Source organism: Amycolatopsis suaedae, assembly GCF_004214935.1.
GTDB classification, from domain to species: domain Bacteria; phylum Actinomycetota; class Actinomycetes; order Mycobacteriales; family Pseudonocardiaceae; genus Amycolatopsis; species Amycolatopsis suaedae.
On the sequence record NZ_SFCC01000003.1, the window covers coordinates 420,257 to 436,967 of the forward strand.

At 70.6% G+C, this 16,711-nt stretch carries 20 protein-coding genes; 17 read left to right on the forward strand and 3 right to left on the reverse strand.

Annotated elements, in window-relative coordinates; genetic code table 11:
• Nucleotides 1-3 precede the first annotated feature (3 nt).
• The 11 genes from rimM (at nucleotide 4) to EWH70_RS07940 (ending at nucleotide 9,238) form a co-directional block, all read left to right on the forward strand.
• On the forward strand, nucleotides 4-516 hold the full coding sequence (rimM, locus tag EWH70_RS07890; RefSeq protein WP_130474596.1) for a ribosome maturation factor RimM: 513 nt from the start codon (nucleotides 4-6) through the stop codon (nucleotides 514-516).
• Complete coding sequence (trmD, locus tag EWH70_RS07895; RefSeq protein ID WP_130474597.1) at nucleotides 516-1,274, forward strand: tRNA (guanosine(37)-N1)-methyltransferase TrmD; 759 nt, start codon at nucleotides 516-518, stop codon at nucleotides 1,272-1,274. The genes rimM and trmD overlap by 1 nt, the downstream gene beginning before the upstream one ends.
• 124 nt (nucleotides 1,275-1,398) lie before the next feature.
• The gene (rplS, locus tag EWH70_RS07900) at nucleotides 1,399-1,758 is read left to right on the forward strand and encodes a 50S ribosomal protein L19 (protein ID WP_130474598.1); all 360 of its coding nucleotides are present in this window, start codon (nucleotides 1,399-1,401) and stop codon (nucleotides 1,756-1,758) included.
• Between the two features lie 30 nt (nucleotides 1,759-1,788).
• Nucleotides 1,789-2,718 carry a signal peptidase I gene (lepB, locus tag EWH70_RS07905; protein ID WP_130474599.1) on the forward strand — a complete coding sequence of 310 codons (930 nt, stop codon included), beginning with the start codon at nucleotides 1,789-1,791 and terminating at the stop codon, nucleotides 2,716-2,718.
• 5 nt (nucleotides 2,719-2,723) lie between these two features.
• Nucleotides 2,724-3,542: a ribonuclease HII gene (locus tag EWH70_RS07910; RefSeq protein WP_130474600.1), complete on the forward strand. Its 819-nt coding sequence runs from the start codon at nucleotides 2,724-2,726 to the stop codon at nucleotides 3,540-3,542.
• Complete coding sequence (locus EWH70_RS07915) at nucleotides 3,539-3,862, forward strand: DUF2469 domain-containing protein (RefSeq protein ID WP_130474601.1); 324 nt, start codon at nucleotides 3,539-3,541, stop codon at nucleotides 3,860-3,862. The genes EWH70_RS07910 and EWH70_RS07915 overlap by 4 nt, the downstream gene beginning before the upstream one ends.
• 126 nt (nucleotides 3,863-3,988) lie before the next feature.
• The gene (locus EWH70_RS07920; RefSeq protein WP_130474602.1) at nucleotides 3,989-4,375 is read left to right on the forward strand and encodes a YraN family protein; all 387 of its coding nucleotides are present in this window, start codon (nucleotides 3,989-3,991) and stop codon (nucleotides 4,373-4,375) included.
• Nucleotides 4,376-5,887 carry a YifB family Mg chelatase-like AAA ATPase gene (locus EWH70_RS07925; RefSeq protein ID WP_130474603.1) on the forward strand — a complete coding sequence of 504 codons (1,512 nt, stop codon included), beginning with the start codon at nucleotides 4,376-4,378 and terminating at the stop codon, nucleotides 5,885-5,887.
• Complete coding sequence (gene dprA, locus EWH70_RS07930) at nucleotides 5,884-7,041, forward strand: DNA-processing protein DprA (protein WP_130474604.1); 1,158 nt, start codon at nucleotides 5,884-5,886, stop codon at nucleotides 7,039-7,041. The genes EWH70_RS07925 and dprA overlap by 4 nt, the downstream gene beginning before the upstream one ends.
• A 54-nt stretch (nucleotides 7,042-7,095) precedes the next feature.
• Entirely contained in the window at nucleotides 7,096-8,112 is a 1,017-nt protein-coding gene (locus EWH70_RS07935; RefSeq protein ID WP_130474605.1) for a tyrosine recombinase XerC, read from the forward strand.
• 118 nt (nucleotides 8,113-8,230) lie between these two features.
• A complete protein-coding gene (locus EWH70_RS07940) occupies nucleotides 8,231-9,238 on the forward strand; it encodes a FliA/WhiG family RNA polymerase sigma factor (protein WP_240686860.1) in 1,008 nt (335 codons plus the stop codon).
• 21 nt (nucleotides 9,239-9,259) lie between these two features.
• Here the strand turns inward: EWH70_RS07940 and EWH70_RS07945 are convergent, their stop codons facing one another.
• Nucleotides 9,260-9,835: a M23 family metallopeptidase gene (locus tag EWH70_RS07945; RefSeq protein ID WP_420809039.1), complete on the reverse strand. Its 576-nt coding sequence runs from the start codon at nucleotides 9,833-9,835 to the stop codon at nucleotides 9,260-9,262.
• A 369-nt stretch (nucleotides 9,836-10,204) separates the two neighbouring features.
• Here EWH70_RS07945 and rpsB point away from each other — a divergent pair, with 369 nt between their 5' ends.
• From rpsB to EWH70_RS07970, 5 genes are all read left to right on the forward strand, one after another.
• Nucleotides 10,205-11,032 (forward strand): 30S ribosomal protein S2, encoded by an 828-nt coding sequence (gene rpsB / locus EWH70_RS07950; protein ID WP_130474606.1) that lies wholly within the window; start codon nucleotides 10,205-10,207, stop codon nucleotides 11,030-11,032.
• Between the two features lie 96 nt (nucleotides 11,033-11,128).
• On the forward strand, nucleotides 11,129-11,953 hold the full coding sequence (gene tsf, locus EWH70_RS07955; protein ID WP_130474607.1) for a translation elongation factor Ts: 825 nt from the start codon (nucleotides 11,129-11,131) through the stop codon (nucleotides 11,951-11,953).
• Nucleotides 11,954-12,059: 106 nt separating this feature from the next.
• Complete coding sequence (gene pyrH, locus EWH70_RS07960) at nucleotides 12,060-12,803, forward strand: UMP kinase (protein WP_130474608.1); 744 nt, start codon at nucleotides 12,060-12,062, stop codon at nucleotides 12,801-12,803.
• A gap of 48 nt (nucleotides 12,804-12,851) precedes the next feature.
• Complete coding sequence (gene frr / locus EWH70_RS07965) at nucleotides 12,852-13,409, forward strand: ribosome recycling factor (RefSeq protein ID WP_130474609.1); 558 nt, start codon at nucleotides 12,852-12,854, stop codon at nucleotides 13,407-13,409.
• Nucleotides 13,409-14,311: a phosphatidate cytidylyltransferase gene (locus EWH70_RS07970; RefSeq protein ID WP_130474610.1), complete on the forward strand. Its 903-nt coding sequence runs from the start codon at nucleotides 13,409-13,411 to the stop codon at nucleotides 14,309-14,311. Before frr ends, EWH70_RS07970 begins: the two co-directional genes overlap by 1 nt.
• On the opposite strand, the gene EWH70_RS07975 is transcribed toward EWH70_RS07970, so the two are convergent.
• The gene (locus tag EWH70_RS07975) at nucleotides 14,308-15,150 is read right to left on the reverse strand and encodes a VOC family protein (protein WP_130474611.1); all 843 of its coding nucleotides are present in this window, start codon (nucleotides 15,148-15,150) and stop codon (nucleotides 14,308-14,310) included. The genes EWH70_RS07970 and EWH70_RS07975 overlap by 4 nt on opposite strands.
• 163 nt (nucleotides 15,151-15,313) lie before the next feature.
• Here EWH70_RS07975 and EWH70_RS07980 point away from each other — a divergent pair, with 163 nt between their 5' ends.
• The gene (locus EWH70_RS07980) at nucleotides 15,314-16,129 is read left to right on the forward strand and encodes a class I SAM-dependent methyltransferase (RefSeq protein ID WP_130474612.1); all 816 of its coding nucleotides are present in this window, start codon (nucleotides 15,314-15,316) and stop codon (nucleotides 16,127-16,129) included.
• On the opposite strand, the gene EWH70_RS07985 is transcribed toward EWH70_RS07980, so the two are convergent.
• On the reverse strand, nucleotides 16,081-16,680 hold the full coding sequence (locus EWH70_RS07985; protein WP_130474613.1) for a PadR family transcriptional regulator: 600 nt from the start codon (nucleotides 16,678-16,680) through the stop codon (nucleotides 16,081-16,083). The genes EWH70_RS07980 and EWH70_RS07985 overlap by 49 nt on opposite strands.
• Nucleotides 16,681-16,711: the final 31 nt, after the last annotated feature.

Consider the following 16,711-nt stretch of genomic DNA (forward strand, 5'->3'; position numbering starts at 1 on the left):
ACGATGGAGGTCGTCGTCGGCCGGGTTGCCAAGGCCCACGGTGTCCGCGGTGAGTTGTCCGTCGACCTTCGGACGGACCTGCCCGAGGAGCGGTTCGCCGCCGGCGCGGCACTCACCGCGCGCACCAGGGACGGCCGCGACCACCGTCTCACCGTCACAGCCGCCCGCGAACACAGCGGGCGGCTGTTGGTGCGTTTCGACGAGGTCGTGACCAGGGACGTCGCGGAGACCCTCCGCGGGGCGCTGCTGCTGGGCGACACCAGTGAGCTGCCTCCCATCGACGACCCCGACGAGTTCTACGACCACCAGCTGGAAGGCCTGCGGGCCGAACTGGCCGACGGCACCGAGGTCGGCACCGTCCGGGAGGTCGTGCACTCCCCGGGCGGCGAACTGCTCTCGCTCGACCGGAACGGCGCCGAGGTGCTGGTGCCGTTCGTGCGGGCCATCGTCCCGCAGGTGGACCTCGCCGGTGGCCGGGTCGTGCTCGATCCGCCCGAGGGGCTGCTGGACGTCTGATGCGCATCGACGTCGTCACGATCTTCCCCGACTACCTCGACCCGCTGCGTGCCGCGTTGCTCGGACGGGCCATCGACCGCGGGCTGATCGAGGTCGGCGTGCACGACCTGCGGGACTGGACGCACGACGTCCACCGCGCCGTCGACGACGCCCCCTACGGTGGCGGTCCCGGCATGGTCATGAAGCCCCAGGTGTGGGGCGACGCACTCGACCAGGTCTGCGGTGCGGGCACCCGGCTGGTCGTGCCGACGCCGGCCGGCAGGCCGTTCACCCAGGAACTGGCGCACGCCTACGCCGCCGAGCGGCACCTGGTGTTCGCCTGCGGCCGGTACGAAGGCATCGACCAGCGCGTGATCGACGACGCGGCGCGCCGCATGCCGGTCGACGAGGTGTCGATCGGCGACTACGTGCTGGTCGGTGGCGAGGCCGCGGTGCTGGTCATCGTGGAGGCGGTGGTCCGGCTGCTGCCCGGGGTGCTCGGCAACCCGGTGTCCGCCGAGCAGGACTCCTTCTCCGACGGTCTGCTGGAGGGTCCCAGCTACACCCGGCCGGAGGTGTGGCGGGACCTGCCGGTCCCCGAGGTGCTGCGGTCGGGCAACCACGCGTTGATCGACCGCTGGCGGCGGGACCAGGCGCTGGAACGCACCGTCCGGCGCAGGCCGGACCTGCTGGACCGGCTGCCGGAAGGCAGCCTGGACAAGCACGACCTGGCCCTGCTGCGGCGGCTGAGGTCCCCCGATGCCGACGCGGGGAACTGATCTGTAATACTTGACCGGTTGGCGCGTCGGATTCCACGCGCCGCCACTCCTGGGCCGGCCGCAGTTCAGCTGCCGTGTGCCCGGAGCCTAGACACGCCAGACACACGATGAGGACGGACCACCGATGAACACCCTGGACGCCCTGGACGCTCAGTCGCTGCGTTCCGACATTCCGGAATTCCGCCCGGGCGACACGCTGAAGGTGCACGTCCGCGTTATCGAGGGCAACCGCGAGCGGCTGCAGGTCTTCCAGGGCGTGGTCATCCGGCGCAGCGGCGGCGGCATCCGCGAGACCTTCACCGTTCGCAAGGTCTCCTTCGGTGTCGGCGTCGAGCGCACCTTCCCGGTGCACACGCCGAACATCGCCAAGATCGAGGTGCACAAGCGCGGTGACGTGCGTCGCGCCAAGCTGTACTACCTGCGCGACCTCCGCGGCAAGGCCGCGAAGATCAAGGAGCGCCGCGAGACGCCGACTGCTTCCTGAGCGGTCACCGGGTTAACGTAACCTGGCGCTGTGGTCGAACCTGTGCCTTCCAACGCTGCCGAAGACGATCCGGACCGGGAAGAACAGCCCAGATCGGAGGAGTCGGGCAAAGGCGGTGCTCACCGCAAGGGCAAGTCGAAGAAGAAGCGATCCTTCTGGGTCGAACTGCCCATTCTGCTGGTGATCGCCTTCGCCCTGACCTTCGTCATCCAGCATTTCTTCTTCCGGATCTACATGATCCCTTCCGGGTCGATGGAGACGACGCTCCACGGCTGCTCGGACTGCTGGGGCGACCGCATCCTCGTCGACAAGATCACCTACGACTTCACCGATCCCACGCCGGGTGACGTGGTCGTGTTCAAGGGGCCGGACCCGTGGACGGAGAACGACGCTCCGCCCTCGGAGCCGAGCAACCCCATCGCCGGTTTCTTCCAGACGATCGGCTCGGTGATCGGCATGGCACCGCCGGACGAGCGTGACTTCGTCAAGCGCATCATCGCCACCGGCGGCCAGACCGTGCAGTGCTGCGACGCGCAGAACCGCGTGATCGTCGACGGCAAGGCGCTGGACGAGCCCTACATCCACTACCCGGAGGGCGTGCCGCCGGAGCAGCAGCCGTTCGACCCGGTGAAGGTGCCCGACGGCACCGTCTGGGTGATGGGCGACAACCGCACCCAGTCGTCGGACTCGCGTGAGCAGGGCGGTGGTGGTCCCCGTGGCGCCGTCCCGGTGGACAACATCATCGGCAAGGCGCGGATCATCGTGCTGCCTCCGGGCCGCTGGGGCGGTGTGAGCGACCACGACCCGCAGGCGACGGCCACACCGGTCGCGCTGGGCGCGCCCGCGTGGCAGAACGGCCTTCCGCTCGGCGTCGGGATCGCCGCCGCGTGGCCGACGCTGTGGCTGGGCCGCAAGGTGGGCTCCGGCCTGCGTGGGGTGGCGGCGAAGCGGGAGCGCTGAGCGCGATGCCGTCGGTTTCGTCCGTACTGAAGCCGCCAAGGGCGGTCGTCCGCGGCGAGCTGCCGTGGGGTCTGCTCTCGGCGCTGGACCGGCGTGGTCTCGGTCCCGTCGTCGGAGTGGACGAGGCCGGCCGGGGTGCCTGCGCGGGGCCGCTGGTCGTGGCCGCGTGCGTGCTGCGCCCCGGGGACGCCGCCAGGCTGTCCGAACTGACCGACTCGAAGCTGCTCACTCCCGCGGCCCGTGACCGGGTCTACGACCGGGTGCTGGCCAGGGCGGTCGACTACTCGGTGATCGTGATCTCCACCCAGGAGGTCGACGCCCTCGGCATCCACGTGACCAACCTGGAGGGCATGCGGCGGGCCGTCGCCGGGCTCTCGGTACGGCCGGGATACGTGCTCACCGACGGTTTCCGGGTGCCCGGGATGCCCGCGCCGACGCTGGCGGTGCTCAAGGGGGACCAGGCGGTCGCGTGCGTGGCTGCCGCTTCGGTGCTGGCGAAGGTGACCAGGGACCGGATCATGGAGAAGCTGCACGCCGACCACCCCCAGTACGGCTTCGACGTGCACAAGGGCTACACCACCGGCGAGCACGGCGCGGCACTGGCCGAGCACGGTCCGTGTGCGGAACACCGGTGGTCGTACACGAATGTGGCGATGGCGGCGCAGGCTCACTCGATGCGAGCGCCGCATCCCGTCCGGCTGACCGTGGCCGCGCTGCAGGCGATGAGCGTGCCGGTGCGTGCTGCCGGGGACGACGTGGGCCAGAATGGTCTCTTCGCCGCCGACTGGCATGTGAACCCGCAGGGAGGGGCCCCGAATCCATGAGCGCCGAGGATCTCGAGAAGTACGAGACCGAGATGGAGCTGTCGCTGTACCGGGAGTACCGCGACATCGTCGGTCAGTTCGCCTATGTGGTCGAGACCGAGCGGCGGTTCTACCTGGCCAACGCGGTCGACGTGCAGGTACGTGACGGTGGCGGCGAGGTCTACTTCGAGGTGCGGATGTCCGACGCCTGGGTGTGGGACATGTACCGGCCCGCTCGTTTCGTCAAGCACGTCAGGGTGATCACGTTCAAGGACGTCAACGTCGAGGAACTCGACAAGCCGGAGTTGCGGCTACCCGAGGACGGTCCGTTCTCCGGCTGACGGCCGGTTGTCCACAGCCCCCCACCTGTCCACAGGCGCGCCGATTCCCTCTGGCACCCCGCTCAACCCCGGTGGCAGCGTCGATGTCACGACGGCACTTGCCGTCTCGACATCAGGGGGTGGGGGATGGCCGCGACAGGCACGGCCACGGAGCCGGGCGACTCGCGCCGGTCGCTGGGGCGGCGGGGCGAGCGCCTCGCCGCCGCGCACCTGAAACGAGCCGGGCTGACCGTCCTGGAGGCCAACTGGCGCTGCCGTGAGGGCGAGCTGGACCTGCTGGCGACCGACGGCAGGATGCTGGTCGTCTGCGAGGTGAAGACCCGCAGCGGTGCGGCCTGCGGAGACGGCGAGGAGTCGGTGACCGCGGCCAAGGCGGCCAGGATCCGCAGGCTGGCCAACCGCTGGCTGTGCGCGCGGCGGGTGCAGTGGTGCCGGGTCAGGTTCGACGTCATCGCCGTGACCCTGCCCGAGGACGGCCGCCCGGAGCTGCGTCATATCGAGGGGGCGTTCTAGATGCCCCTGGCACGCACCTGGTCGGTGGCACTGCTCGGCATCGACGGCAGGCTCGTCGAGGTCGAGGCGGACATCGGTGCCGGGCTGCCCGGCGTGAAGCTCGTCGGGCTGCCGGATCCGGGGCTGCGGGAGTCGAAGGAACGGGTGAAGGCCGCCGTCCGCAACAGCGGTCAGAAGTGGCCCGAGCAGCACGTCACGCTGGGGCTGTCCCCGGCGAACCTGCCGAAGATCGGTTCCGGCTACGACCTGGGTATCGCCGTGGCCGTGCTGGCTGCCTGCGGCATCGTGCCGGTGACGAAGCTGCGTGGCACCGTCCTGCTCGGTGAACTCGCTCTCGACGGCCGGATCAGGCCGGTGCGGGGCGTCCTGCCTGCCCTGCTGGTGGCGCGGAGGTCCGGGATGAGCCGGGCCGTCGTCCCCGTCGAGAGCCTGTTCGAAGCGGCGCTGGCCGACGGAATGGAGGCACTGGGCGCGGAACGGCTGGCCGACGTCGTCGACTGGCTGTGCGGCACCGGAACCCTCGCCGAGCCGGAGTCGACCGCCGAAGCCCCGCCGGAGCGGGTCCCCGACCTCGCCGACGTGCTGGGGCAGCCGGAGGCCAGGTGGGCTGTCGAGGTCGCCGCGGCGGGTGGGCACCACCTGTTGCTGGTCGGCCCGCCCGGCGTGGGCAAGTCGATGCTCGCCCGGCGCCTGCCGGGGCTGTTGCCGCCGTTGTCGGCGGAGGAGTCGTTGCAGGTGACCGCGGTGCACTCGGTCAACGGCGAGCTGTCCCGCGCGGCGCCGCTGGTGCGGGTGCCGCCGTTCGTGGCGCCGCACCACTCCGTGTCGATCGCGGCGTTGATCGGCGGCGGCAGCGGTCTCGCGCAGCCGGGGATGATCAGCAAGGCGCACCGCGGTGTGCTGTTCCTCGACGAGGCCTGCGAGTTCGGGCCCCAGCGACTGGAGTCACTGCGTACCGCGTTGGAGGAGGGCGAGATCCGGCTGGCAAGGCAGAAGGGGGTCGTCAGCTACCCGGCGCGCTTCCAGCTCGTCCTCGCCACGAACCCGTGCGCCTGCGCACCACCGAGGGACACGGACTGTTCGTGCTCACCCACCGAGCGCCGCCGGTACCTGGGACGGCTGTCCGGTCCGTTGCTCGACCGCGTCGACCTGCGGGTGCGGATGCGGCCGGTCACCGCGATGCACGCGCACGAGGTCGGCGACCCGGAACCCTCCGCCGTCGTGCGGGAGCGGGTCGGCCGGGCACGTGACCGGGCGGCCGCGCGGTGGTCCGAACACGGGTGGCGGACGAACTCGGAAGTACCGGGGCCGGTGCTGCGCAAGGAGTTCGCGCTCCCGCGGGACGTCACCGTGCTGCTGGACCGCGCACTGGACCGCGGGGTGGTCACGGCCCGCGGCGCCGACCGGTGCCTGCGGATCGCCTGGACCCTGTGCGACCTCGCCGGCGCGGACGAGCCCGACGCCGATCACCTGGCCGCCGCCATGGAGTTCCGCGACCGGAGAGCGGCATGACCGCGGCAGCCGACGAGGTCCGGCTGGCGCGGGCCTACCTGATGCGGGTGGCGGAGCCACCGGCCGTCGCCGTGGGCGAGCTGGTCGAGAATCGCGGTCCCGTCCAGGCCGCGGCACTGGTCCGCGACGGGAAGTGCCCGCCGGCGGCCCGCGCCGAGACCGAGGCACGGGCCCACCTCGACCAGGCCGCGCAGGACCTGGAGCTGGCAGCCCGGTCCGGGGCGCGGCTCGTGGTGCCCGAGGACGACGAGTGGCCCGCGTGGCCGCTGCTGTCCATGTGGCAGGCCGTGCGCAGGGGAGTGAAGGCCCTGGCGCCGCCACTGGGGTTGTGGGTGCGTGGCTCGCCGCCGCTGGCCGACGCCGTCCAGCCCGGCGTCGCGGTCGTGGGTGCCCGGGCCTGCAGCGGATACGGCAGGCACACCGCGACCGAGCTGGCCAGGGCACTGGTGACGCAAGGGATCCCGGTGGTGTCCGGGGCCGCACACGGCATCGACGCCGCCGCTCACCGTGGCGCTCTCGCCGGCGGTGGCCCGACGGTGGCCGTGCTGGCCTGCGGGATCGACACGGCCTACCCGGCAGGTCACGGCGAGCTGCTCGACCGGGTCGCCGGACTGGGTGCGGTGGTGTCGGAGTACGCCCCCGGTGTGCCACCGGCTCGCCACCGGTTCCTGGTCCGCAACCGGCTCATCGCCGCGTTGAGCGACGGCACGGTCGTCGTCGAGGCCGGGGCACGCAGCGGGTCCCGCAACACCGCCGCGACGGCGGGTGCCCTCGGCAAGGTGGTGATGGCGGTACCGGGTCCGGTCGACGCCGCGACGTCGGTCGGCTGTCACGAGCTGATCAGATCCGCCGCCGCGACCCTGGTCGCGTCGACGGCCGACGTGCTGGAGACCGTCGGCCGGTTCGGCGAGGCGCATCCGGGCAGGCCGCGTCCTCGCCGGCTGACCGACAGCCTCGGCCCCGAAGCCCTGCGTGTGCACGAGGCGCTCCCGGCGCGGGGTGGGTATTCGGCGGAACGTGTCGCCGTCGACTCGGGGGTGCCGATCGCCCGGGTCCGGGCCGTGCTGCCCGCCCTGGAACTGGACGGCCTCAGTGTCCGGTGCGAGGCCGGCTGGCGGCGGGGCAGGAAGGGGGCGGTCGACGACGAACACTGACTCGCGCGGCGACGGTGCTTGACCCTGGGTGCAACTTGCCGCAGCGTCGACAGCATGCCGTCAGCGTCGTCGCGGTCCTCGCGCCGTTCCGGTCCGCGCCGGCCGGACCTGAAGCGGTTGCGGGCCGCGCTCCCGCCCTCGGCCGGTGCCGTGCTCGATGACTACGAACGTCATCTGGCGCTCGAACGAGGCCTGTCCGCGCACACCGTGCGCGCGTACCTGGGCGACGTGGTGTCGCTGCTGGCGTTCCTGCGCGGGGTGGACCTGGAGACGGCCCCCGACGAGGTGCCGGACGCCGCCCTGGACGGGCTCGACGTCGCCGAGCTGCGGGCGTGGCTGGCCGCGCAGCACGCGGACGGCGTCAGCCGCACGACGCTGTCCCGGCGGGCGGCGTCGGCACGGACGTTCACCGCGTGGGCACACCGGACCGGCAGGCTGGCGGCCGATCCCGGTGCGCGTCTGGTGGCGCCCCGGCCGCATCGGGTGCTGCCCGCCGTGCTGCGCCCGGACCAGGCCGACGACATGATGCGGGCCGCCGCCGCGGGGGCGGCCGAGCAGGACGCGGTCGCGCTCCGCGACCGGGCCGTGCTGGAGCTGCTGTACGCGACCGGGGTGCGGGTCTCGGAGCTGTGCGGGCTCGACACCGGCGACGTCGAGTTCGGCAGGCGCGTCGTGCGTGTCCTCGGCAAGGGGGCCAAGGAGCGCATGGTGCCGTTCGGGACGCCGGCTGCCGAGGCGGTCCGGGCGTGGCTGGACGCCGGACGTCCCGCGCTGGCCGGCCCGGCGGCCGCGGACGCGCTGTTCCTCGGCGTGCGCGGCGGCAGGCTCGACCCGCGGACGGTGCGCCGGGTCGTGCACGACGCGGTGGGCTCGGTACCCGGCGCGGCGGACCTCGGACCGCACGGTCTGCGGCACAGCGCGGCCACCCATCTGCTGGAGGGCGGGGCGGACCTTCGCAGCGTTCAGGAACTGCTTGGTCACGCTACGCTTGCCACCACGCAGCTCTACACTCACGTGACGGTCGAGCGGCTGAAGGCGATCCATGACAGAGCCCACCCTCGCGCCCGGTGACCGCCGGGCGGAGCGGGCCGGTCGGGAGAACCGGACGTCGCCCGCCCGCGGACGGAACGGCCGCCCCGACCGGACCGGCCGGCCCACCCCGAACGAGCCCGGAGACCGAGCTGACGACGTGCACGACAACGCTGACCTGCGACTGGAGCGGACCCGCGGCCACACGGTCGACGGGCCATCGTCGTGCGGCCCGCACCAGGCTCGCTCGTCAGCCAACGGCGCCATGGCGGTGAGCCAGGCCGGGACGGCCGGCTCCACAGCACCCGCCCCGCGCCCGCCCGCCACGAACGGCGCACCGGCGGACAGCGCGGGCGCACCGGCGCGCCCGGAGGCCCCACCCGCCACCCGCTCGGGTGAAACCGCCGATGTCGAGACCGGCGTGAAGGCGCTCTGGCGCGAGTTCGCTACCTCCCCGACGCAGCGGGTGCGGGACCGGCTCGTCCTGCACTACGCGCCGCTGGTCAAGTACGTCGCCGGCCGCGTCGGCACCGGCCTGCCCACCCACGTGGACGTCGGCGACCTGATCCAGTCCGGCATCTTCGGGCTCGTCGACGCCATCGAGAAGTTCGACCCCGAACGCGGCCTGCGGTTCGAGACCTACGCCATGCAGCGCATCCGTGGCGCCATCCTGGACGACCTGCGATCGCAGGACTGGGTGCCCAGGGTGGTGCGCAGCAGGGCCAGGGAGGCCGAACGCGCGCTGGAACGCCTCGGGGCGCGGCTGCACCGCACACCGACCGACGCCGAGCTCGCCCGCGAACTCGACATCTCCGTCGACGAGCTGCGGGACCTCTACGGCCAGCTCCAGCTCACCAGCGTCGTGGCGCTCGAGGACCTGATGGCCGCGGGCAAGGACAGCGGGTCGCTGGTGGACACGCTGCCCGACGACGACGCGGTCGATCCCGTCGCGGTGCTGGTCGACGAGGACAACCGCAGGCAGCTGGCGGAGGCCATCGCGCAGCTCACCGAACGCGATCGGATCGTGGTGAGCCTGTACTACTTCGAAAGCCTCACGCTGGCCGAGATCGGCAAGGTCCTTGGCGTCACCGAGTCCCGGGTCAGCCAGCTGCACACCAGGGCGGTGCTGCGGCTGCGGGCCAAGCTCGTCGAGCAGGCCGGTGTCTGAGAACGCACGGATTCCGGCTACTCAATAGGCATCACCGCCCGACCCGTCCCACGGCTTGAGCCGCAGGACGAACTCCACCTGGACCAGCGGGAGCGGATCGAGGTACTCCTCGCCCCGCCGGACGCCCCAGTGCAGGCACACCGGTTCGGGGCACTCCGGATGCCCGGGCACCACCGCTCCGATCGACTGGCCCAGGTGCACCTGGTCGCCAGCCGCCACGGCAGGCGACACCGGCTCGTAGGTGGTGCGCAGCCCGCCGTCGTGGTCGACGGACAGCACGCCCCGGCCGGCCACCTGGCCGGCGAACACCACGACACCCGGCCCCGCGGACAGCACCTGCTGCCCCTCGGCGGCGGCCAGGTCGACGCCACGGTGGCCGGGACCGTACGGCGTGGCCGGAGCCTGGTAGCCCCGCACGACCCGCGGCCGGGGTGACAACGGCCAGCCGAACCGGCCCGGCTCGCCCACGACCGCCGGCGCGGCGGCCTCGACGGGCCACGCCGCGCGCAGCAGCACCGGGTGCAGGGCCGCCACCAGGGCGAATACCGGCACCAGGAGAGCGAGCCGCCATCGCCGGCGGGCGGGGTGAGTGGTCACGGTGTCCACTGTCGGCGCGATGGCAGGGCAGGGGAAGGGCGAGTTCGGCGGGCTGTGGACAACCGGGGGGCTGTGGACAACTGACCAGTGGAGATGCGGTGGTGAGAGCGGGTCGCGGGCGGCGTACACTGATCTGCGCTGCCTGTGCTCGCACAGGCTGACTTCGCGTGTATGTGCGCGTCCGGCCGCCCACGGCGGCCGGCACAACGGTTCCCGGCGGTCCCTTCCCGGCGGCGCTACGACGCCGGAGGGTCCGGAAACCGGCACTGCACCAGGGCGGATGGCCACCCGGCCTACCGCGACATAACCGACTGAGCGCCCCTGGCCCCAGGTCTGGGCGCACGAGACAGAAGAGGTGCGGATCCGGCCATGGCCGTCGTCACCATGAAGCAGTTGCTCGACTCCGGCGTGCACTTCGGGCACCAGACCCGCCGCTGGAACCCGAAGATGAAGCGATTCATCCTCACCGAGCGCAACGGTATCTACATCATCGACCTGCAGCAGACGCTGTCCTACATCGACCGTGCCTTCGAGTTCATCAAGGAGACCGTGGCGCACGGCGGCAGCATCCTGTTCGTCGGCACGAAGAAGCAGGCCCAGGAGGCCATCGCCAACGAGGCCCAGCGGGTCGGCATGCCCTACGTGAACCAGCGCTGGCTGGGCGGCATGCTCACGAACTTCCAGACGGTGCACAAGCGGCTGCAGCGCCTCAAGGAGCTGGAGTCGCAGGAGCAGACCGGCGGCTTCCAGGGGCTGACCAAGCGCGAGATCCTGACGCTGACCCGCGAGAAGGACAAGCTGGAGCGCACCCTCGGCGGTATCCGTGACATGGCGAAGGTTCCCAGCGCCGTGTGGATCGTCGACACCAAGAAGGAGCACATCGCCGTCGGCGAGGCTCGCAAGCTCAACATCCCAGTCGTCGCGATCCTCGACACGAACTGCGACCCGGACGAGGTCGACTACCCGATCCCGGGCAACGACGACGCGATCCGGTCGGCCGCCCTGCTGACCAAGGTCGTCGCCGAGGCCGCCGCGGCCGGGCTGCTCGCCCGTTCCGGGCGCAACGGTGCCGCCGCCGAGGGCCAGGACAAGCCCGAGCCGGGCGTGGCCTCCGACGAGCCGCTGGCCGAGTGGGAGAAGGAGCTGCTGGTCAGCGCCGACGCCGGCGGCGCGTCCTCCGAGACGCCCGCTTCCTGATGACCCGTTGATCGGGCGGGCGGCGTGACCGTGCCCGCCCGATCACCACATTCCCTGACAAACCCGCGCGTACCGAGTAAGGACGGACAACGCACGATGGCGAACTACACCGCGGCAGACGTAAAGCGCCTCCGCGAGCTCACCGGTTCCGGCATGATGGACTGCAAGAAGGCGCTGGAGGAGAACGGCGGCGACTTCGACAAGGCCGTCGAGTACCTGCGCATCAAGGGCGCGAAGGACGTCGGCAAGCGTGCCGAGCGGGCCACCGCCGAGGGCCTGGTCGCCGGTGACGGTGGCGTGCTGATCGAGATCAACTCCGAGACCGACTTCGTGGCCAAGAACGACCAGTTCCAGGAACTGGCCAACAAGATCGTCGAGGTCGCCAAGAACGTCCGCCCCACCGACGTCGAGCAGCTCAAGAACGCCGAGCTGGACGGCAAGACCGTCAACGACGCGGTCCAGGAGCTCTCGGCCAAGATCGGCGAGAAGCTGGAGCTGCGCCGCGCCGCCTCGTTCGACGGCACCGTCGCCACCTACCTGCACCGTCGTGGCGCGGGCCTGCCGCCCGCCGTCGGCGTGCTGGTCGAGTACACCGGTGAGGGCGAGGGCGCTGCCGAGGCCGCCCACGGCGCCGCGCTGCAGATCGCCGCGCTGAAGGCCAAGTACCTGACCCGCGAGGAGGTGCCCGCCGACATCGTCGAGAACGAGCGGCGGATCGCCGAGCAGACCGCGCGCTCCGAGGGCAAGCCGGAGCAGGCCCTGCCGAAGATCATCGAGGGCAAGGTCAACGCCTACTACAAGGACACCGTGCTGCTGGACCAGCCGTCGGTGACCGACAACAAGAAGTCGGTGAAGGCTCTGCTCGACGCGGCCGGCGTCACCGTGACCCGGTTCGTCCGCTTCGAGGTCGGCCAGGCCTGAGACCGGCGACCAAGCAGGTGATCAGCACCGTGCCCCGTCCCGCAGAGTGCGGCGACGGGGCACGGTTGTGCGGGGCAGGTCCAGCCGGCACGACGACGGAGGCGAGATGACACAGGAGCGAGGCGAAGGCACCGGTTACCGCAGGGTGCTGCTCAAACTCGGCGGGGAGATGTTCGGCGGCGGGTCGCTAGGCGTCGATCCGGACGTCGTGCATTCGGTCGCCGTCCAGATCGCCGCGGTGGTGCGCACCGGTGTGCAGATGGCCATCGTCATCGGCGGCGGCAACTACTTCCGTGGCGCCGAGCTGTCCCAGCGCGGCATGGACCGCGACCGGGCCGACTACATGGCCATGCTGGGCACGGTGATGAACTCGTTGGCGCTGCAGGACTTCCTCGAGAAGGAAGGCGTGCCGACCCGGGTGCAGAGCGCCATCACGATGGGCCAGGTCGCCGAGCCCTACATCCCCCGCCGCGCCGAGCGGCACCTGGAGAAGGGGCGGGTGGTGATCTTCGGTGCCGGTACCGGCATGCCGTACTTCTCCACCGACACCGCCGCCGCTCAGCGTGCACTGGAGATCGGGTGCGAGACCGTGCTCATGGCCAAGGCCGTCGACGGGGTGTACACCGCTGACCCGAAGACCGACCCCAATGCCAAGATGTTCCATGAGATCACCCACCGCGAGGTGCTCGAGCAGGGACTGAAGGTGGCCGACGCGACCGCGTTCAGCCTCTGCATGGACAACAACATGCCGATCATCGTGTTCAATCTCCTCACGGAGGGGAACATCGCCCGTGCGGTGAACGGTGAGCGCATCGGCACGGTGGTCAGTACCCCGGTCGGCGGGGTCTAGCATGCGCGGACAACACAATCAGCGGCGTGATACGAGCAAGGAGTAGCCGTGATCGACGAGACCCTCCTCGACGCCGAGGAGAAGATGGAAAAAGCGGTGTCCGTCGCCAAGGAGGACCTGTCGTCGGTACGCACCGGCAGGGCCAACCCGGCGATGTTCTCCCGTATCGTCGTCGAGTACTACGGTGCTCCGACCCCGCTCAACCAGCTGGCGAGCGTCAACATCCCGGAAGCGAGGATGGCCGTCGTCAAGCCCTACGACGCCACTCAGCTGCAGGCCATCGAGAAGGCCATCCGTGAGTCCGATCTGGGCGTCAACCCCAGCAACGACGGCACGATCATCCGCATCGTCATCCCGCAGCTCACCGAGGAGCGGCGCCGCGAGATGGTGAAGATGGCCAAGAGCAAGGGTGAGGACGCCAAGGTCTCCATCCGCAGTGTGCGGCGCAAGGCCAAGGAAGAGCTGGACCGCATCCAGAAGGACGGCGAGGCGGGCGAGGACGACGTCGTCCGTGCGGAGAAGGAACTGCAGAACCTCACCGACACCTACGTGCACAAGGTCGACGACCTCGTGAAACACAAGGAAGCGGAGCTGCTCGAGGTCTGATGACGCAGGTGAGCGAACAACGCGGGGACGCCGAGAGCGCCGGTGGTGAGGACACCGCCGGCTCGTCGGCGACCGAACCCGTCGCCGACGAGAAGAAGTCGCGTGCCGGCCGGAACCTGCCTGCCGCGATCGCGGTGGGGGTGCTGCTGGGTGCGGCGATTCTCGTTTCCCTGCTGACCGTTCGTTTCCTGTTCATCGGCATCGTCGCCGCGGCGATCGCCGCCGGAACGTTCGAACTCGCCGGAGCGCTGCGGCGCGCGGCGAACCTCCGGATCGCACTGGTGCCCGTCCTGGTCGGCGGCCAGGCCATGATGTGGCTGGCCTGGCCGTTCGGCAGGGAAGGTGCGCTCACCGCGTTTGTGCTCACCGTGCTGGCCTGCCTGCTGTGGCGCCTGCCCGGGGGCTCGGAGCGCTACCTCGCCGACGTCGCGGCGTCCGTCTTCGCCGCGGCCTACCTGCCGCTGTTCGCGGCGTTCGCCGTGATGCTGGTGCCGCCGGCCGACGGCGTTGGCCGGGTGCTCACGTTCCTGATCGTGGTCGTGGCATCGGACACCGGTGGCTACATCGCCGGTGTACTGGGCGGCAAGCATCCGATGGCACCGACGATCAGCCCGAAGAAGACCTGGGAGGGCTTCGCGGGCTCGATCATCGCCGGTGTCGTCGCCGGTGCGCTGACGCTCAGCCTGATGCTGGACGGCCACGCCTGGCAGGGCGTGATCTTCGGCGTGGCGATCGTCTGCACGGCCACGCTAGGCGACCTCATGGAGTCGCTGATCAAGCGCGACCTCGGCATCAAGGACATGGGGAACCTGCTGCCGGGCCACGGCGGGATCATGGACCGGCTGGACTCCCTGCTGCCGTCGGCAGTGGTGTCCTGGCTACTGCTGTCGGCCTTCGTCTAATCGTCGTACGGGTCGTCAACCTCGGCGCGGCCCCAGCCCTCGGTGACCACGGCGTGGTCGATCACGGAGAAGACCGCGCCGAACGGATCCGCGAGAATGGCCGTCCGGCCGAACGGGGTGTCGTAGGGACGGACCACGACGCTGCCGCCGAGCATGAGGGCGTGGCCGGCGACGGCGTCCGTTCCCCGTGCGGGATCCACCTCGAAGTAGACCATCCAGTGCGCCGGTGTGCCCCGCTGGTACTCCGGGCCCATGACGTACCGGTACAGCACCGGCGTGTGGTTGAGCATCCACTGGGCATAGTCGATCGTCTCGTCGCCGATCTGGCTGGTCGTGTAGCTGAACAGCCGGCTGAAGAAGTGGTCGGCGGCGGGGCCGTCGGTGGTGTTCAGGTCCGCTCCGGCGAACGTGTTCGGGACGCCCGAGGCGAACTCCCACGTCTCGGTCGGTTGCCAGAAGACGACCGGCGCTCCGCCGGGGTCGGTGGCGTGCACGATGCTGCCCCGGTCGGGGATGTCGACGGGGCCGAGCGTGACCTTGCCACCGAGATGCTCGACCCATTCGGCCGCGGTCACGGTGTTCTGCACGGCGAGGTGCAGCATCCACTCGGGTTGCCCACCCGAGGCGGCCTGGTACTGCCCGCCGACCGGAATCCCGCCGAGTGAGGCGATCGAGTACCGCCCGGTCGGCGTGGCCGGGTCGCGACGGACCTCGTACGACCACCCGAACAGTTCACCGTAGAACCGCTCTGCCGCCTCCTCGTCAGGAGTGGCCAGTTCGACCCAGCAGGGGACACCGGAGGGCAAGGTGCGCGGGGCCGCCGAAGAGCTCACAGACATTGCTCGAACTCCCTACGTCCTTGTGGGGCCCGATCCTACGACGCGATCGTGTGAATGCTTCACGAAATGTCACTGGTTGAAACGAAAGCGCGATGAAGATCGGGAGTTACAAGACATTTCGGGCGACGGTTTTGCCTGCGGGTATGCTCATCGGTGTGGAAACATGCTGTGGGACAAGGAAAGCCGAGTGCTGAGACGGCGTAAAGCAGAAATTCTGCCTAGTCCCAACATCTGGTACCACGCCGGCGCCTACGAGATCGAGAACCGGGCCCAGGACGCCGACGGCGAGATCTGGCGGGTGCTCGCCGGACTACGCGACTGGGCCGGCCTCGACGTGGTGGACGTCGGCTGCGGTGACGGCTTCCATCTCCCGCTCTTCGCCGAACGTGCCAGGTCGGTCATCGGCGTCGAACCACACGCGCCACTGCTCGCGCGGGCGAGGAAACGGATAGCCGATCATCCGACGATTTCGGTGAAACGTGGTGCGGCGCAACGGATTCCGCTTCCGGATGCGAGTGCCGATCTGGTGCACGCACGCACCGCCTACTTCTTCGGGCCAGGCTGCGAGCCGGGCCTGCTGGAAGCCGAGCGGGTGCTGCGGCCCGGCGGGACGCTGGCGATCGTCGACCTGGACGTCTCCGCGGAGCCGTACGGGCGGTGGATGCGTTCCGACCTTCCGCACTACGACCCCGTCGAAGTGGAGAAATTCTTCGCCGGACAGGGATTCTCCTGCCGGCGGGTGGCGACGCGGTGGCGGTTCACCGACGTCGAGAGCATGGAATCCGTGCTGCGTATCGAATTCAGTCCCCGGGTCGCCCGTTTGGCCATCGCCGAGGTGATGCGGGACAACGGGGTCTCATCAGGGGAAATCACCATCCCGGTGGGCTATCGCGTCCATGTCCGGAACAAGCCCACCGGGATGCTGTTGCCTCATTCCTCGTCGTCGGACTCGGGCTCGTCCTCGCCGAGGATGTTGTAGAGCGACCGCCGGGTCTCGTTGAGGATTTCGACGGCCCTGCCCTGCTGGCTCGCGGACCCGGCCTGCGCGACCTGGAACACCGCGGCCATCAGCGACATGCTCGCCGACCGCAGGTTGACCTGCTGGGGGTCGACGTCGTCGGCGATCTGCTCCCACGGCGGAGTCCGGTCGAGCTGCTCGGCCGCCGCACGGCCCTCGTCGGTCAGTTCGAAGCGGCGCTTGCCGTTGTCCTCGGTGCTGTGCACCAGGCCCTCGTCGGCGAGCAGCTGCAGCGTCGGGTACACCGAGCCGGGGCTGGGCTTCCAGAAGCCACGGCTGCGCTCGTTGATCTCGCTGATGATCTCGTAGCCGTGCCTGGGCTGCTCCGCGAGCAGCGTCAGGATGGCCGTCCGTACGTCACCGCGCCTGCCACGCCTGCCGCGTCCGCGGCCATGACCGTGATGGCCGCGCATCGGGCCGCCGGGGCCCCAGCCGGGAAAGTCGCCGAACGGGCCACCGCGCGGGCCGAAGGCACGGCGGGCGAACTCGGGTGGAAATGGTCGTCCTCGCATGATGTCGATCCTTTCGTGTTAGCTTGCGATG